This window comes from Shewanella sp. 10N.286.51.B7, assembly GCF_002873615.1.
GTDB lineage: Bacteria > Pseudomonadota > Gammaproteobacteria > Enterobacterales > Shewanellaceae > Shewanella > Shewanella electrodiphila.
This window is the reverse complement of the sequence record NZ_MCUF01000059.1, coordinates 16,669-31,603: the sequence shown is the minus strand read 5'-3', so window position 1 is coordinate 31,603 and position 14,935 is coordinate 16,669. Positions and strand designations below refer to the sequence as shown.

The following is a 14,935-nucleotide window of genomic DNA, read 5'->3' as shown; positions in this document are numbered from 1 at the left end:
ATTCTACCTCTACTTACACATTGGGAAACCAAGCGCTTCACGTGCTTGGTAATAAGATTCAGCAACACCTTTTGCCATAGTCCGTACACGCAAAATATAGCGTTGACGTTCTGTAACCGAAATTGCATGGCGCGCATCAAGTAAGTTAAATGCATGAGAGGCTTTCATTACTTGCTCGTAAGCAGGCAATGGTAAAGGCTTTTCTAGGGTTAATAATTTCTGGCAGGCTTTTTCACAATCATCAAATTGCTTAAATAGCACTTCAACATCAGCGTGTTCGAAGTTATAAGTTGATTGCTCCACTTCATTTTGATGGAAAATATCGCCGTACATCACTTTGCCCATAGGGCCGTCAGTCCAGACAAGATCATAAACACTGTCAACTTCTTGGATATACATCGCAAGACGTTCTAGACCATAGGTGATTTCACCAGTGACAGGCTTACACTCTATACCACCGACTTGTTGGAAATAGGTAAATTGCGATACTTCCATACCGTTTAACCAAACTTCCCAACCTAAGCCCCAAGCACCTAGGGTTGGCGACTCCCAGTTATCTTCAACAAAACGCACGTCATGAACGCCCATATCCACACCTAGTGCTTCTAAAGAACCAAGATATAACTCTTGAATGTTACTTGGAGAAGGCTTAAGCACTACTTGGAATTGGTAGTAATGTTGTAGGCGGTTAGGGTTTTCACCGTAGCGGCCATCGGTAGGTCGGCGACATGGTTGCACATATGCGCTGCTCATTGGCTCAGGGCCTAATGAACGCAAAAATGTCATCGGGTGGAATGTACCTGCACCCACTTCCATGTCCAATGGTTGAACGATTGCGCAACCTTGCTGCGCCCAGTATTCCTGCAGGGTCATAATGAAGCCCTGGAATGTCTTTACGTCGTGTTTCGTCGTCATGTCCGCTTATCTACTGGTTGAGGCTAAAAATAGAAAATGGTTTTGATTATACCTTGTAGATTAATACAGATGTAGGTTATTTTTTAACGTAGAGATTAAAAATTTAAATGGGCTATACAAATGGATCTGAAACGCTGTGCTTGGTTGAGTAACGACCCGCTTTATATCGATTATCATGATAACGTTTGGGGAAGGCCTGTTTATGATCCCATCGTGTTATTTGAGAAGCTGTGCCTTGATGGCCAACAAGCTGGATTATCTTGGATAACTATTTTAAAGAAGCAGCATAATTACCAAGACTTGTTTGCTAACTTCGATCCTAAAGTCATTGCCACTTTTGACGATGCTAAAGTAGAGGAGTTATTACTTAACCCTGGGATAGTTAGAAACCGTTTGAAAGTGAATTCTATCATCAAAAATGCTAAAGCCTATTTGGCTTTTGTGGAACAAGGAAATGACTTTTCAAAGTTTCTGTGGGAGTTTGTCGGAGGTGAGCCGAAAATTAATCACTTCGCGACTATGTCAGAAGTGCCAGCGCAAACACCTGAATCTGAAGCCATGTCTAAAGCCTTAAAAAAGCTCGGTTTTAATTTTGTTGGACCGACAATTTGTTATGCATTTATGCAAGCGGTAGGGATGATTAATGACCATACAACAGACTGTTTTCGTTATGGAAAGTGATTTTTAGGTCAATAATCTTTATATAAAAAAGGGATGTTCCACGTGGAACATCCCTTTTTGTTATCTAGTAGCTGGATAGTTACTATTTAGTGGTTTCAAAGAAAAATGGTTTACGCTTAACTTCATCGCCATTTAACTGGTTCATGGATTCAGCATTGTATAATTTGCCGTTTGCCATGGTATAAGTCACTTTATCAGTTACTCTGATGTCCGCTAGTGGATCACCATCAATGACAATGATATCAGCTAATTTTCCTTCTTTGATTGAACCAATCTGATGATCCATTCCAAAGGTTTTCGCTGGGTTAATTGTGGCTGTTTTCAATACATCCATATTGCTCATCCCGCCTTGGGCAAACATCCACATTTCCCAATGTGCTGCTAAACCCTCACGTTGACCATGAGCACCAATGTTTGGATGAATACCTATTTCATTTAATTCATTGGCGACACGGGCGACATTGAAATGATTGTAATGTTCATCAGGTGCTTTGGTTCTGCGCATTGAGCGAGCATTCAAGATATCACTTGGTACGTACATACTTAAGCGAGGATGAGCCCATACGTCAGTTTTGTCATACCAGTAATGCTCTCCTGAAATACCGCCATAAGCGACAACTAATGTCGGCGTGTAAGCAACTTCAGTTTGGCTCCAGAACTGTTTGATATCACTGTAGATTGAACCTGCAGGAAGTGAATGTTCGATTGTCGTATGACCATCGGCAATCATTGATAAATTGTGTTGAAGTAAGCTTCCGCCTTCAGGCACAACCATCATTTCAAGTTCACGTGCAGCTTGGATAACTTGCTGACGTTGGTTACGACGTGGTTGGTTATAACTTTTGACACTAAAAGCACCGACTTTCTTTAAGCGCTCCAAATGGAACTTGGCATCATCCAGTGAGTCAACATGAGACGTATAACCAGGAGCATTGGCACCATATAAAATTGTACCGGTCGAGAATATACGTGGGCCAACAATGTTACCGGCTTTTTGCTGCTCTGAAGCTGCAAATATTTCAGTGGTATCATTTGATGGATCATGAATTGCTGTAACACCTAATGACAGGCCAGAGTATAGTTGCCAATTCTGCTGAGGAATAATTTCATCATCAGCTTGTCCACCATGTGCGTGAGCATCGAATAAACCAGGCATTAATGTTTTGCCATTAATATCGATAACTTGTGCACCTTTAGGAATTGTCACGTTGGCATCACCGACACTAACAATTTTGTTGTTTGTAATGATGACAACACCATTATCGATGACTTGGTCGTTTTCCATAGTAATGATTTTGCCGCCAACAAAAGCGATTGTTCCACGTGGAACATCTGCTTTTTCTTTGAAGCCAATGGCAGTAATGCTTGGTTTAACTTCATCTTCTGTCTTAGCATATTGGGTATCAACAGCGGCTTGATATAGATCTGGGCCAAGGGTCCAATAAAGTTCGTTACTCTTATTGTTCCAGCTAATACTTTCACCTGCGCGTACACTTAACTGAGTTACAGGTAGGTTAGTTGCTTTAGGGCTAATTCGAACTGTTTCACCATGTTTAGCAAATGGCGTAACGTATACACGGAAACGTTCAGAAAATGCTAAATGTTCTCCGTTAGGTGATACACGGAACTCCGTTGCATGCTCGCTGGTATAATGAGTACGCTTTTCAAATCCATCTAAACTGATAGAAGATAATTCAGGTGTTTCGCCATAATCCATGAAGAATACACGTGTTGAGTCAGCACCAAATTGCGGTTGGTAACCGCTAGCGGTTATTTTGATGTTGTTCTTTTTCTTTAAATCTACCTTATATAAACCTGGTTCTTGTGACCAAGTTCGAGGCGTCATATAGCCGCCTTTGGCTTTGCGGTATACAACCGTTTTACCATCAGGAGAAAAGGTAGGTTCAACGTACTTGCCTGGCTCACTGGTTAACTCTTTGCTACGGCCACCTTTAGCACTGACAATACTGACAGTGCCTTGGTCCTGGTCATTCCAAGTCGTGAAGACAATGTTCTTACCATCACGTGACCATTGCGGGAATAGTTCATTAACATCGTCATCTAGACGAGTTAAGCGTTTACGTTTTCCGTCTTCAATATCACGAACCCAAAGCTTACCCAATGCTTCGAATACTACTTTCTCACCATTAGGTGATACCTGTGCCATACGTAGCATTTTTACATCAAACTCATCTTGATCTAGATTTTGAGTAAAACGAACAGAAGGTTGAACATCTAACTCTGTTTTGACTGAAAAAGGAATATTACTGACTTCTTTGTCTTCAACATTGAGTTTATTAATTTTACCTTTTGCCCAAAATACGATTTCTTCGTTATCTTGAGTCCAAGACATGGTTGGGTATACGCCATGGATAGCCCATGTTTCTTGCATGTCACGATCAAGATTATCGTAAAGTTTAGTGTGTTTACCTGATTTTAAATCCAATAAATACAATGTCGACTGGAAACCATCACGTTTAATATAGGCGAGCTTAGTGCCATCAGGACTCGGTGTAGGTCGGATTGCACCGCCAGTACCTTCAATCAAGACTTCGATATCACCAGTTTGAGTATCGTAGCGTTTAATTTTATAAATTCCTTTTACAGAATCTTTTGAGTAATGGAACGTTTTACCTGGCGTAGCATCTTGGCTGAAGTAAATATATCGGCCATCAGGAGAGTAAGCGGGTTCGCCTAAATCTTTTTGATCGTTAGGGCGCTCTGTTAGTTTTACACCTTCGCCACCCGCAACGTGATACATCCACACTTCACCAGCACCTAAGCTGCGACTGGCGGTAAAGTGTTTACGTGCAACAAGGTATTGTGAGTCAGGACTCCATGCAGGACTGTTTAATAAACGGAATGTTTCTGAGGTGACTGCTCTTTGGTTACTGCCATCAGCATTCATTACCCAAATATTATCGCCGCCATCTTCATCCGATGTAAAAGCGATTTGTTTGCCATCAGGGCTATAGACAGGTTGCATTTGCCAAGCAATGCCTGAGGCGAGCTTTTTGGCTTCTCCGCCACTAATAGGCATCTGATAAATATCGCCTAATAGGTCAAATACGATGGTTTTGCCGTCAGGTGAAACGCTGACATTCATCCATGTACCTTCAGTAACATCAATTTGTAGTTTTTCTAAAGGCGCATTAGCTGGCGCATTCACTTGCCATTTTTCGGTTTCATCTGCTGCGTTAACAGCTAATGAAGCACTCGCTAAGCTAAGCGCAATAGCAGTGTAGAGAGGTTTTATTTTTGAGGTAAACATGCACAGTCCATTTATGATTATCGTTATAAGGTCGAGTTATACTTTTATTAATCGAGTGTTGTTTGCGAGTTGTAAAACTGATGATATTTATCGCATAAATTAACCAAGAACTAAACAGTTTTTCTGTTTCAAATGATGACAGTACAAAAGCGATTTGAATTATTGAGGATTAATACAGAAGGGTGTTGATGGTTTAGCTTATTGTTTAGACGTTGAAGAGTCGTTTTTAGCTTGATGAATAATTAATGGGCATGCTGATTGGATTAAAAAAAGTGTGGGTTTTCTTTTTTTCTCCAGTGTGTTGTTAAACGGTGTTATTGTTAATCAGCTTTTATTAATAAAATGACCTTATCGAATACGAACTGTATCCTCTACTTGAATTAGCCCTTCTGTGACAACTTTACAGGTAACACCGCCTCGCCACTGGGGTAGTAATGCTTGTTCAAGACCTGGGTGTGCAATTTCCATTTTGGCACAAGGGTCGGTTTCGCCAGTGATAATTAAGCTAACATCGTCGCCAATTGAAATCACTTTACCGACATCATCAGCGCTAAACTGATAGTCGTCGATTAAAATATTAGCTCGTCTTGTTAGCCAATCTAAATCAGCATTAATTTCCTGACAAGCTATTTGCCATTGCTCAACTGACATGACAGTAACTTGTCGTTTGCCTGGTCGACCGAATACATCATTTTCAACACCACGAAGCAAACTTACATTGGCACAAAAGACAGGGTTCATTTTGCCTTTTTTAGCTGTTTTATAAGCAATAGCTTTTAGTGCTGACATGATTAAAGTCCTTTTTTTATCATATATTTGTATGGAGTTTTCTGAGTATCGCTGGCAATGAGGGTGTGATCCATGAACTCACAGAAGCTAGGGATATCACGGGTGGTTGCAGGATCATCAGCAGTAATAAGTAAGGTTTCACCTTCAGCCATCTTACGCACAGTTTTACGGATCATCATTACAGGCTCTGGACAACGTAGACCTAGGGCGTCTAAATGATGTTCTGCTGTTGAAAAAATTTCGCTCATACTAACTCTTATATACGACTAGCTAACAATAATTGCGCTAATTTTACTCTGGTTAAAGTCTGTTGCAAGTGCTGAAACATAGCTTTATTAGTATTTCGTGAACTAACACAGGATGTTCCACGTGAAACATATATCAGGATGGGACACTTTTATAATAAAAAAGCCGCACCTATAGAAGAGTGCGGCTTTTAATCTTAAGCGTTATATTGAATCGTGATTAGCTATCAACACGCTCAAAAATTGTTGCGATGCCTTGGCCTAAACCAATACACATAGTCGCTAGACCATATTTTGCATCTTTAGCTTCCATTAAGTTAATCAGCGTTGTTGAGATACGCGTTCCTGAACAACCTAGTGGATGACCAAGAGCAATTGCGCCGCCATTTAAGTTAACTTTTTCGTCAACCACATCAGTAAGGCCTAAATCCTTAACGCATGGAAGAGACTGTGCTGCGAATGCTTCGTTTAATTCAATCACATCCATATCATCAACAGTTAAGCCTGCACGAGCTAATGCTTTCTTTGTTGCTGGCACTGGGCCATAACCCATGATTGCAGCATCACAGCCGGCTACAGCCATTGAACGAATACGAGCACGGATAGGTAAACCTAATGCTTTGGCTTTTTCTTCTTCCATAACTAACATTGCCGAAGCGCCATCAGATAATGCTGATGAAGTACCAGCTGTCACTGTACCGTTAGCTGGGTCAAATGCTGGGCGTAATCCAGAAAGTGATTCAAGTGACGTCTCTGGACGAATCACTTCATCATGAGTCACTTTAATTAACGCACCATTTGCGTCATGACCTTCAATAGGTACGATTTCGTTATCAAAACGACCTTCAACAGTAGCAGCATGAGCACGTTGATGAGAACGAACTGCAAATGCATCTTGTTGTTCACGAGTGATACCGTGCATCTTGCCAAGCATTTCAGCGGTTAAGCCCATCATGCCAGATGCTTTAGCAACATTGCTTGCAAGGCCTGGATGGAAATCGACACCGTGATTCATTGGTACATGGCCCATATGCTCAACACCACCAACGATAAAGGTATCGCCTTGGCCTGTCATAATGGCTCGCGTTGCTTGATGAAGTGCATCCATTGATGAACCACATAAACGGTTTACCGTAACAGCACCAGCTGTTTTTGGAATGCCAGCTAATAGCGCAGCATTACGGGCGATATTAAAACCTTGCTCTAGTGTTTGTTGTACACAACCCCAGATAACATCTTCGATATCATTTGGATCAAGCTTACTGTTGCGGCTTAATAATGATTTCATTAGTTCAGCAGAAAGGGTTTCTGCACGTACATTTCTAAATACTCCAGCCTTAGAGCGGCCCATCGGAGTACGAATGCAGTCTACGATTACAGCGTTTTTCATGATGATATTCCTTTACTGCTAATTAGGCTGGGTAGTATGTGCCGTTAGTGGCTGCAAGCTCGCGCATTGCATCAGTCACTTGATATAGACCACCTAAGTGGGCAAATTTGTCTGCCATCGCGACAAAGTTAGCCACACCCATAGTATCTAGGTAACGGAATACACCGCCTCTAAATGGTGGGAAGCCAATACCGTAAACTAGGCCCATATCGCCTTCAGCAGGAGAAGCAATAATGCCTTCTTCTAAACAACGAACTGTTTCGATAACCATTGGGATCATACAGCGTGCGATGATCTCATCTGCTTCAAACTCTTTTAGCTCACCGAACTCTTTAGCCAATAATTGGTAACTGGTTGGGTCTAAATCTTTCTTTGGCTTACCACGACGGTCAACAGAGTAAGCATAGAAACCTTTAGTGTTTTTCTGACCAAAGCGCTCGCTTTCAAACATAATGTCGATAGCATCTTTGCCATTTTTACCCATGCGGTCAGGGAAACCTTCAGCCATTACCGCTTGTGCATGATGACCTGTATCTAGACCAACAACATCAAGCAAATAAGCTGGGCCCATTGGCCAACCGAACTGCTTCTCCATCACTTTATCTACTTTAGCAAAGTCAGCACCGTCGGCTAATAAACCGCTGAAGCCTGCAAAGTATGGGAATAAAACTCGGTTAACAAAGAAACCTGGACAGTCGTTAACAACGATTGGTGTTTTGCCCATTTTGCTTGCGTATGCCACTACTGAAGCAATCGTTTCTTCAGAAGAGTTTTCACCGCGGATGACTTCAACCAAAGGCATTTTATGCACAGGGTTAAAGAAGTGCATGCCACAGAAACGCTCAGGTTTCTTCATGCTCTTAGCAAGTAGGTTAATGGAAATAGTAGATGTGTTTGACGCGATGATAGCATCATCAGCAACATAGCCTTCAACTTCAGCTAATACAGATGCTTTCACTTTTGGATGCTCAACGACTGCTTCAACAATAACGTCAGCATCTTTTACTGGTGCGTAATCTAAAGCTGGTGTGATGTTGTTTAATACTGCAGCCATTTTAGCTGGAGTAGAGCGACCACGTTTAACTTGTGCCGTTAGCAACTTAGCTGCTTCGCCTAAGCCTAAATCTAATGCAGGTTGTGCGATGTCTTTCATGACAATCGGTGTGCCTTTACTTGCGCTTTGGTAAGCAATACCACCGCCCATGATACCAGCGCCTAATACGGCTGCACTGTTCACTTTCTTAGCAAGTTTACCTGCTTTTTTCGCTTTACCTTTTACAAATTGGTCATTTAAGAAAATACCAATCAGTGAGGTTGCAACGTCGGTTTTAGCCAATTTGATGAAAGCTTTGTTTTCAACTTTAAGGGCTTCTGCACGGTCAAGTGTTGCTGCTTGTTCTATCACACTCACAGCCATCATTGGTGCTGGGTAGTGTTTGCCTGCAACTTTAAATACCATGCCTTTAGCTGTGGCGAATGACATCATTGCTTCAAGCTTTGGTAATGTTAATGCCTTAAGCTTGCGGTTACGACGAGATTGCCAATCTAGCTTTTCAGCTATGGCATCTTTAAGCATCTGCAGTGCCGCTGCTTCAAGGTTTTCTGGAGCCACTACAGCGTCAATTGCGCCAACTTTTAATGCCGCTTCTGGACGTTGGTCTTTACCTGTGGTTATCCACTCAAGTGCGTTATCTGCACCTATGATGCGAGGTAAACGAACTGTGCCACCAAAACCAGGAATTAAGCCTAATTTGGTTTCTGGTAAACCAATACGAGCATTGGTATCTGCGATACGTAAATCAGTTGCAAGAATGGCTTCACAACCACCACCAAGAGCAAACCCGTTAACAGCAGAGGCTGTTGGGAAAGGTAAGTCTTCAAGTTTATCAAATACCGCACTAGCTTGTTCAACCCAAGTTAATAGCGTTGCATCGTCAAGTTCGAACAAACCTAAGAATTCAGTAATATCTGCACCAACAATAAAGGTACTTTTACCTGATGTTACTAATAAACCTTGAATACTTGTGTTTTGTTTGATGCTCTCAAGAGCGGCATCTAATGAAGAGAGAGTTTCTTTATCGAATTTGTTCACTGAACCAGGTGCATCGAAACACAACTTGGCAATGTTATCCTCTAATAACTCTACTTGAATTGTAGGACTTTGGTAGATCATTGCTTGCTTCCTTTTTGCTAAAAGCGACTTCTACATCACAATTACTGTGTTGTTATTTAGCTTTGATATCTAGCTTTTTATCACAGCAGCGACGGCCATCATTTGACCAGTTGCCAAACAGTGTGCGACGAAATGAGATAAATTACAACACTCAATTTAAACGTCCGTTTAAATTTTTCTCTGCTAGAGGCATTTTTGTCCTTTGTGATACACTTCACAGGTTCTTAAACAAGAAAAATAACATCATAGGGATAGCAAAAATGGATCAGCTAGCTAATTTTTATCATGCTCACATTGCAGAATTAAATCGTCGTGTTGCCGAAATCGTCTCTCGAGAACAATTGGCTGGCTTAGTGATACATTCAGGCCAAGCTCATCGCCAGTTTTTAGACGACTTAAGCTATCCATTCAAAGTAAACCCGCAATTTAAGGCGTGGCTACCAGTGCTTGATAATCCAAACTGTTGGGTTGTCGCGAACGGTGTAGATAAGCCGCAATTAATTTTTTATCGTCCAGTGGATTTCTGGCATAAAGTCAGTGATGAGCCAAATGATTTTTGGGCTGAACATTTCGATATTAAATTATTAACCAAAGCTGACCGAGTTGCTGAGTTATTACCTTCTAATATTGCAGAGTGGGCATATATAGGTGAGCACCTTGATGTCGCTGAAGTATTAGGGATGAGTAAGCGTAATCCTGACTCTGTTTTGAATTACCTGCATTTTCATCGTGCTGATAAAACACAGTACGAATTAGAATGTCTTCGCCGCGCTAACCAAATCGCAGTAAAAGGGCATCTAGCTGCTAAGAATGCTTTTTATAATGGTGGCAGTGAGTTTGAAATCCAGCAGCAATACTTGTCAGCGATTGGTCAAACTGAAAACGAAGTACCGTATGGCAATATTGTTGCCCTTAATCAAAATGCTGCCATTTTGCATTACACAGCACTTGAGCATCAGATCCCATCACCGCGTCTATCATTTTTGATTGATGCAGGTGCTAACTATAATGGTTATGCATCAGATATTACCCGCACTTATTCATTTGAGAAGAATCGTTTTTATGAGTTGATTGTCGAAATGAACAAGTTGCAGTTAGCTATTGTCGACTTAATGAAGCCAGGCGTTAAATATACTGACCTTCATCTTACTACTCATGCCAAGCTCGCACAGTTGATGCTGGATTTTGATATCGCCAAAGGTGATGCTGAGGGATTAGTGGAACAAGGTATTACTAGCGTGTTCTTCCCTCATGGTTTAGGCCATATGCTGGGGTTACAGGTACACGATATGGGAGGTTTTGCACATGATGAACGTGGAACGCATATTCCAACTCCGGATGGACATCCATTCCTTCGTTGTACTCGTGAAATACAAGCCAACCAAGTGTTCACTATCGAGCCTGGTATATATATTATCGATTCATTATTAGGCGAATTAAAAGCCGATAAACGCCAATCGCAAGTAAATTGGGATATGGTTAATGAATTGCGTCCATATGGCGGTATTCGTATTGAAGATAATGTTATTGTTCATCAAGACCATAATGAGAATATGACACGAGAGCTAGGCCTGGTTGACTGAACAATACTTAATTCCCAATCAAACATTAACGATTGAGGAAGATATTAAACATAGCCGTTTCATTACAGTGCTGTTTCACTGCTGTAGTGAAATAGAGCTAAAGTGTGCACTTACTAACTTAAAGGTCGAATACCCAGGCGCAAATCATTATTGCTATGCTTTTGTGGCGTCCGATCCTCAAAATAGTATTGCTATTGGCAGTAGTGATGATGGTGAACCGGCTGGGAGTGCAGGACGTCCTATGTTGGCGACGCTTCAAGGCTCTGGTATTGGTGAAATAGGCGCGATTGTGGTGCGCTATTTTGGTGGCACTAAGTTGGGTGTTGGCGGTTTAGTTCGCGCTTATTCATCCGGGATTAAATCGGGGTTACCCGAATTAGCAACTGTCACCAAGTATATCCGTTATTCATCATCGCTCATTTGCAGTTATCCGCAGCTCAATAATGTGGAATATCTGATTAACCAATTTGATGGCGTTATTATCAATAAAGTTTTTACTGATGCGATAGAAGTTGAGTTTGAAATAGCGAAAACATTTCATGATGATTTTAATCGAGAATTAGCCACGCAAACACAAGGCCAGCTTAAAGCAAAGTTTAACGTTTGATAGGGCTAGAAAGTATGCCAAAATATAACGTTAAATAGCCGTTAACATAATGCTGAATGAATCCAATGCTATGCAAACTAGTACAATAATAATCAATGCAATATAAAACAATCATCAGAATTACCGGCTTGTTGATGGGATTATTTTCTATCACCATGTTACCGCCTTCATTAGTGGCTATTCTTTATAAAGATGGCGGCGGGACTGCTTTTATTCAGGCATTCTGTGTCAGTTTGTTTCTTGGTTTTTTATTGTGGTATCCCAACCGCCGCGAAAAAGGTGATTTACGCACCCGCGAAGGCTTTTTAATCGTCGTGTTATTTTGGACGGTACTGGGTTCTATCGGTGCTTTGCCTTTTATCTTTTCTACTGAACCCAACTTAAGCTGGACTGACAGCTTTTTTGAATCCTTCTCAGCTTTAACCACCACAGGTGCGACTGTTATTGTCGGCCTTGATGACTTACCCAAAGCCATTTTGTTTTACCGGCATTTACTGCAGTGGATGGGCGGTATGGGTATCATTGTACTTGCAGTAGCGATTTTGCCGTTATTAGGTATTGGTGGCATGCAGCTGTATAAAGCTGAAATTCCAGGGCCTGTGAAAGACAGTAAGATGAAACCGAGAATTGCCGAAACCGCTAAAGCGCTTTGGTATATTTACTTATTGCTCACAGTTGCTTGTGCGACGGCATTTTACTTTGCTGGTATGAGTGCTTTTGATGCTATTTGTCATTCATTTTCAACCATTGCTATAGGCGGTTTCTCGACCCATGACGCCAGTATTGGCTACTTCGATAGCCCACTAATTAATGTCATTTGTGCTGTATTTTTATTGATTGCCGCAGTGAACTTTAGTTTGCACTTTGCTGCGTTTAGTTGGCGTGGGATTAACTTTAAAGTCTATTTTCGTGATGCTGAATTTAAAGCACTCATTGGTATTCAATTAGTGTTAACTGCCATTTGTTTTGCGACCTTATATCGCTCAGGTATTTACGATAGTCCAGAACAAACATTAGATTATGCCTTTTTCCAAGTGGTATCGATTTCAACTACCGCTGGTTTTGGTACAGAAAGCTTCCATACCTGGCCATTGTTTCTCCCCATCTTACTTATCTTTTCAAGCTTTATTGGTGGCTGTGCTGGTTCAACCGGTGGCGGCATGAAAGTCATTCGATTTGTGCTGTTATTGCTGCAAGGCTCCCGCGAGATGAAGCGTCTTATTCACCCTAAAGCTATGTACTCTATTCGTATTGGCAAGTCAGCATTACCTGATCGGGTGATTGATGCGGTGTGGGGGTTCTTCTCGGCTTATGCGTTAGTGTTTGTCGTTTGTATGGTGTTGCTAATGGCGATGGAAATGGATGCCATTACCGCATTTAGTGCCACAGCAGCCAGCATTAATAACCTCGGCCCAGGTTTAGGTGATGTGGCCAGTAACTATGCCAGCGTGACTGATGGCGCTAAATGGGTGTTAGTACTCGCGATGCTATTTGGTCGTCTTGAAGTGTTTACCTTGTTAGTCTTGTTTACACCGACTTTCTGGAAAAACTAATTTATACCTTATGTTCACTGACAGAAAATGGCTATTTACAAGGAATTAAAATGTCGAACAACCTTATTATTTACTCAACTGTTGATGGCCAAACACTGGCAATATGTGAAAAAATCAAACAGCACTTAAGCGCTGAAAATGAACAAGTGACCATAGTGTCATTAGAACAAGCGAGCGAATTGGCACTTAGCAGTTTTGATAAGATTTTAATCGGCGCTAGCATTAGATATGGCAAGCATCGACCCGCATTATTTGAGTTTATTGCTCAGCACAGAGCTGTATTGGATGGTGTAAAAACAGCATTTTTTACCGTTAATGTCGTCGCTAGAAAACCTGAAAAAAATACACCAGAAACCAATCCATATATGCAAAAGTTTCTCACACTGTCTAGTTGGACACCTGCGTTACTAGGGGTATTTGCTGGCAAGATTGATTATCCGAAATATCGCACTGTGGATAGAGTGATGATCCGTTTTATTATGTGGATGACCAAAGGGCCTACAGATACCACGGGAACTTATGAGTTTACCAATTGGGATAAGGTTGAAGCATTCGCTAACGAGTTTAAGCGGCTGTAATTTTTCAGTGTTCGCTGTAATGACTCACTTAGGCTTTGATAGCATTTTAGTCGCTAAAGCCTAAGCTACAAGACGCTTATTTAGCGCAATATAAACGGTGCAGAATCGAAATAACCTCAGTCACTTCTTCATTTTTTAATGTGTAGTAAACATTTTGCGAACTTTTACGCGTATTGACTAAGTCCTGAGCTCGGATCACTGCAAGGTGTTGTGATAACGCTGATTGACTCAATGGTACCTTGTCATTCAACTCTGTCACGCTGTGCTCTTTGTCGAGTAATAAACACAAGATCATCAAACGGTATGGGTTCGCAATCGCTTTTAGCCACTTGGCTGCCATTTCCGCATTACCTAGCATCGAATCTACATCAATATTTTCAGACATCTATATACCTTACCTGAGTAAATACATTAAATTTATTACTTAAGTGGCATCATACTGCTGGCTAACACAGATCTCAATTTTATCGTTCAAATATATGAGTCATTTCTAATTTGTGATCAAAGAGGACGATTGCAATGGCTTTTTTTGCCACAATGATTACCTACTAACGCAACCATCGGTGTGAAAATGGCAAAAACATTAGTGATTTATTACTCAAGAGGCGGTCATACGGCGCAAATCAGTCGTGCGATAGCTGAGCAGATTGTACAGAGTGGTCATCAGTGCGATGTGGTCAATATTCTTGATAATAATCATGCTGACATTGATTGGGCTAGCTATGATGCTGTTGCATTGGGTGCTTGCGTTCTTTATGGCTCATACCATAAGTCTGTTTTTGAGTTTGTTACTCGCTACCAAGCAGAATTAAGCAGTAAGCCAAATAGCTTCTTTTGCGTTAACGTTGTTGCGCGCAAACCTGAAAAGCGAATTCCTGAGAATAATAAGTACCTGCAAAAATTTATCGAACTTTCACCTTGGACACCACAAGATGTGAAAATCATTCCAGGAAAAGTCAATTATCCTTCTTGGACTTGGTACGATAGTTTAGCTATTCGCTTAATTATGAAAATGACTGATGGACCTACCGATCCAACGACTGTGATTGATTACACCGATTGGGATGACGTGAAGGTTTATGCTAATCATGTGGTTAGCTTGATTAACTCGGAAGCGGTTAGCTAAGACTATATATTCGATCTGCAATAT

General features: G+C 41.2%; 13 protein-coding genes. 6 read left to right on the top strand and 7 right to left on the bottom strand.

The annotated features are described in order from the left end of the window. Positions 1-9 precede the first annotated feature (9 nt). On the bottom strand, positions 10-915 hold the full coding sequence (gene glyQ / locus BCU84_RS16160) for a glycine--tRNA ligase subunit alpha (RefSeq protein ID WP_102529109.1): 906 nt from the start codon (positions 913-915) through the stop codon (positions 10-12). 120 nt (positions 916-1,035) lie between these two features. Between glyQ and BCU84_RS16155 the strand changes: the two genes are divergently transcribed. Then, positions 1,036-1,596: a DNA-3-methyladenine glycosylase I gene (locus BCU84_RS16155; protein WP_102529108.1), complete on the top strand. Its 561-nt coding sequence runs from the start codon at positions 1,036-1,038 to the stop codon at positions 1,594-1,596. A gap of 82 nt (positions 1,597-1,678) precedes the next feature. On the opposite strand, the gene BCU84_RS16150 is transcribed toward BCU84_RS16155, so the two are convergent. The 5 genes from BCU84_RS16150 to fadB form a co-directional block, all read right to left on the bottom strand. Continuing rightward, a complete protein-coding gene (locus BCU84_RS16150; protein ID WP_102529107.1) occupies positions 1,679-4,867 on the bottom strand; it encodes an amidohydrolase family protein in 3,189 nt (1,062 codons plus the stop codon). A 348-nt stretch (positions 4,868-5,215) separates the two neighbouring features. Then, entirely contained in the window at positions 5,216-5,656 is a 441-nt protein-coding gene (locus tag BCU84_RS16145; RefSeq protein ID WP_102529106.1) for an MOSC domain-containing protein, read from the bottom strand. Between the two features lie 2 nt (positions 5,657-5,658). Next, complete coding sequence (gene tusA, locus BCU84_RS16140; RefSeq protein ID WP_102529105.1) at positions 5,659-5,904, bottom strand: sulfurtransferase TusA; 246 nt, start codon at positions 5,902-5,904, stop codon at positions 5,659-5,661. Positions 5,905-6,121: 217 nt separating this feature from the next. Then, the gene (gene fadA, locus BCU84_RS16135; protein WP_102529104.1) at positions 6,122-7,291 is read right to left on the bottom strand and encodes an acetyl-CoA C-acyltransferase FadA; all 1,170 of its coding nucleotides are present in this window, start codon (positions 7,289-7,291) and stop codon (positions 6,122-6,124) included. A 22-nt stretch (positions 7,292-7,313) separates the two neighbouring features. Continuing rightward, entirely contained in the window at positions 7,314-9,464 is a 2,151-nt protein-coding gene (gene fadB / locus BCU84_RS16130) for a fatty acid oxidation complex subunit alpha FadB (protein WP_102529103.1), read from the bottom strand. A gap of 260 nt (positions 9,465-9,724) precedes the next feature. Here fadB and pepQ point away from each other — a divergent pair, with 260 nt between their 5' ends. The 4 genes from pepQ to hemG (BCU84_RS16110) all read left to right on the top strand — a co-directional run bounded on the left by pepQ (position 9,725) and on the right by hemG (BCU84_RS16110) (position 13,785). Continuing rightward, complete coding sequence (gene pepQ, locus BCU84_RS16125; protein WP_102529102.1) at positions 9,725-11,047, top strand: Xaa-Pro dipeptidase; 1,323 nt, start codon at positions 9,725-9,727, stop codon at positions 11,045-11,047. Then, positions 11,040-11,654, top strand: coding sequence for a YigZ family protein (locus BCU84_RS16120; RefSeq protein ID WP_102529101.1), 615 nt, complete (start codon positions 11,040-11,042; stop codon positions 11,652-11,654). Before pepQ ends, BCU84_RS16120 begins: the two co-directional genes overlap by 8 nt. A gap of 95 nt (positions 11,655-11,749) precedes the next feature. Beyond that, complete coding sequence (locus BCU84_RS16115; protein ID WP_102529100.1) at positions 11,750-13,207, top strand: TrkH family potassium uptake protein; 1,458 nt, start codon at positions 11,750-11,752, stop codon at positions 13,205-13,207. 50 nt (positions 13,208-13,257) lie between these two features. Beyond that, the gene (gene hemG / locus BCU84_RS16110) at positions 13,258-13,785 is read left to right on the top strand and encodes a menaquinone-dependent protoporphyrinogen IX dehydrogenase (protein ID WP_102529099.1); all 528 of its coding nucleotides are present in this window, start codon (positions 13,258-13,260) and stop codon (positions 13,783-13,785) included. Positions 13,786-13,861: 76 nt separating this feature from the next. On the opposite strand, the gene BCU84_RS16105 is transcribed toward hemG (BCU84_RS16110), so the two are convergent. Next, positions 13,862-14,170, bottom strand: a complete 309-nt coding sequence (locus tag BCU84_RS16105) for a metalloregulator ArsR/SmtB family transcription factor (protein ID WP_102529098.1) — start codon at positions 14,168-14,170, stop codon at positions 13,862-13,864. A 186-nt stretch (positions 14,171-14,356) separates the two neighbouring features. Here BCU84_RS16105 and hemG (BCU84_RS16100) point away from each other — a divergent pair, with 186 nt between their 5' ends. Next, positions 14,357-14,911, top strand: a complete 555-nt coding sequence (hemG, locus tag BCU84_RS16100; RefSeq protein ID WP_102529097.1) for a menaquinone-dependent protoporphyrinogen IX dehydrogenase — start codon at positions 14,357-14,359, stop codon at positions 14,909-14,911. The last annotated feature ends 24 nt before the right edge of the window (positions 14,912-14,935 follow it).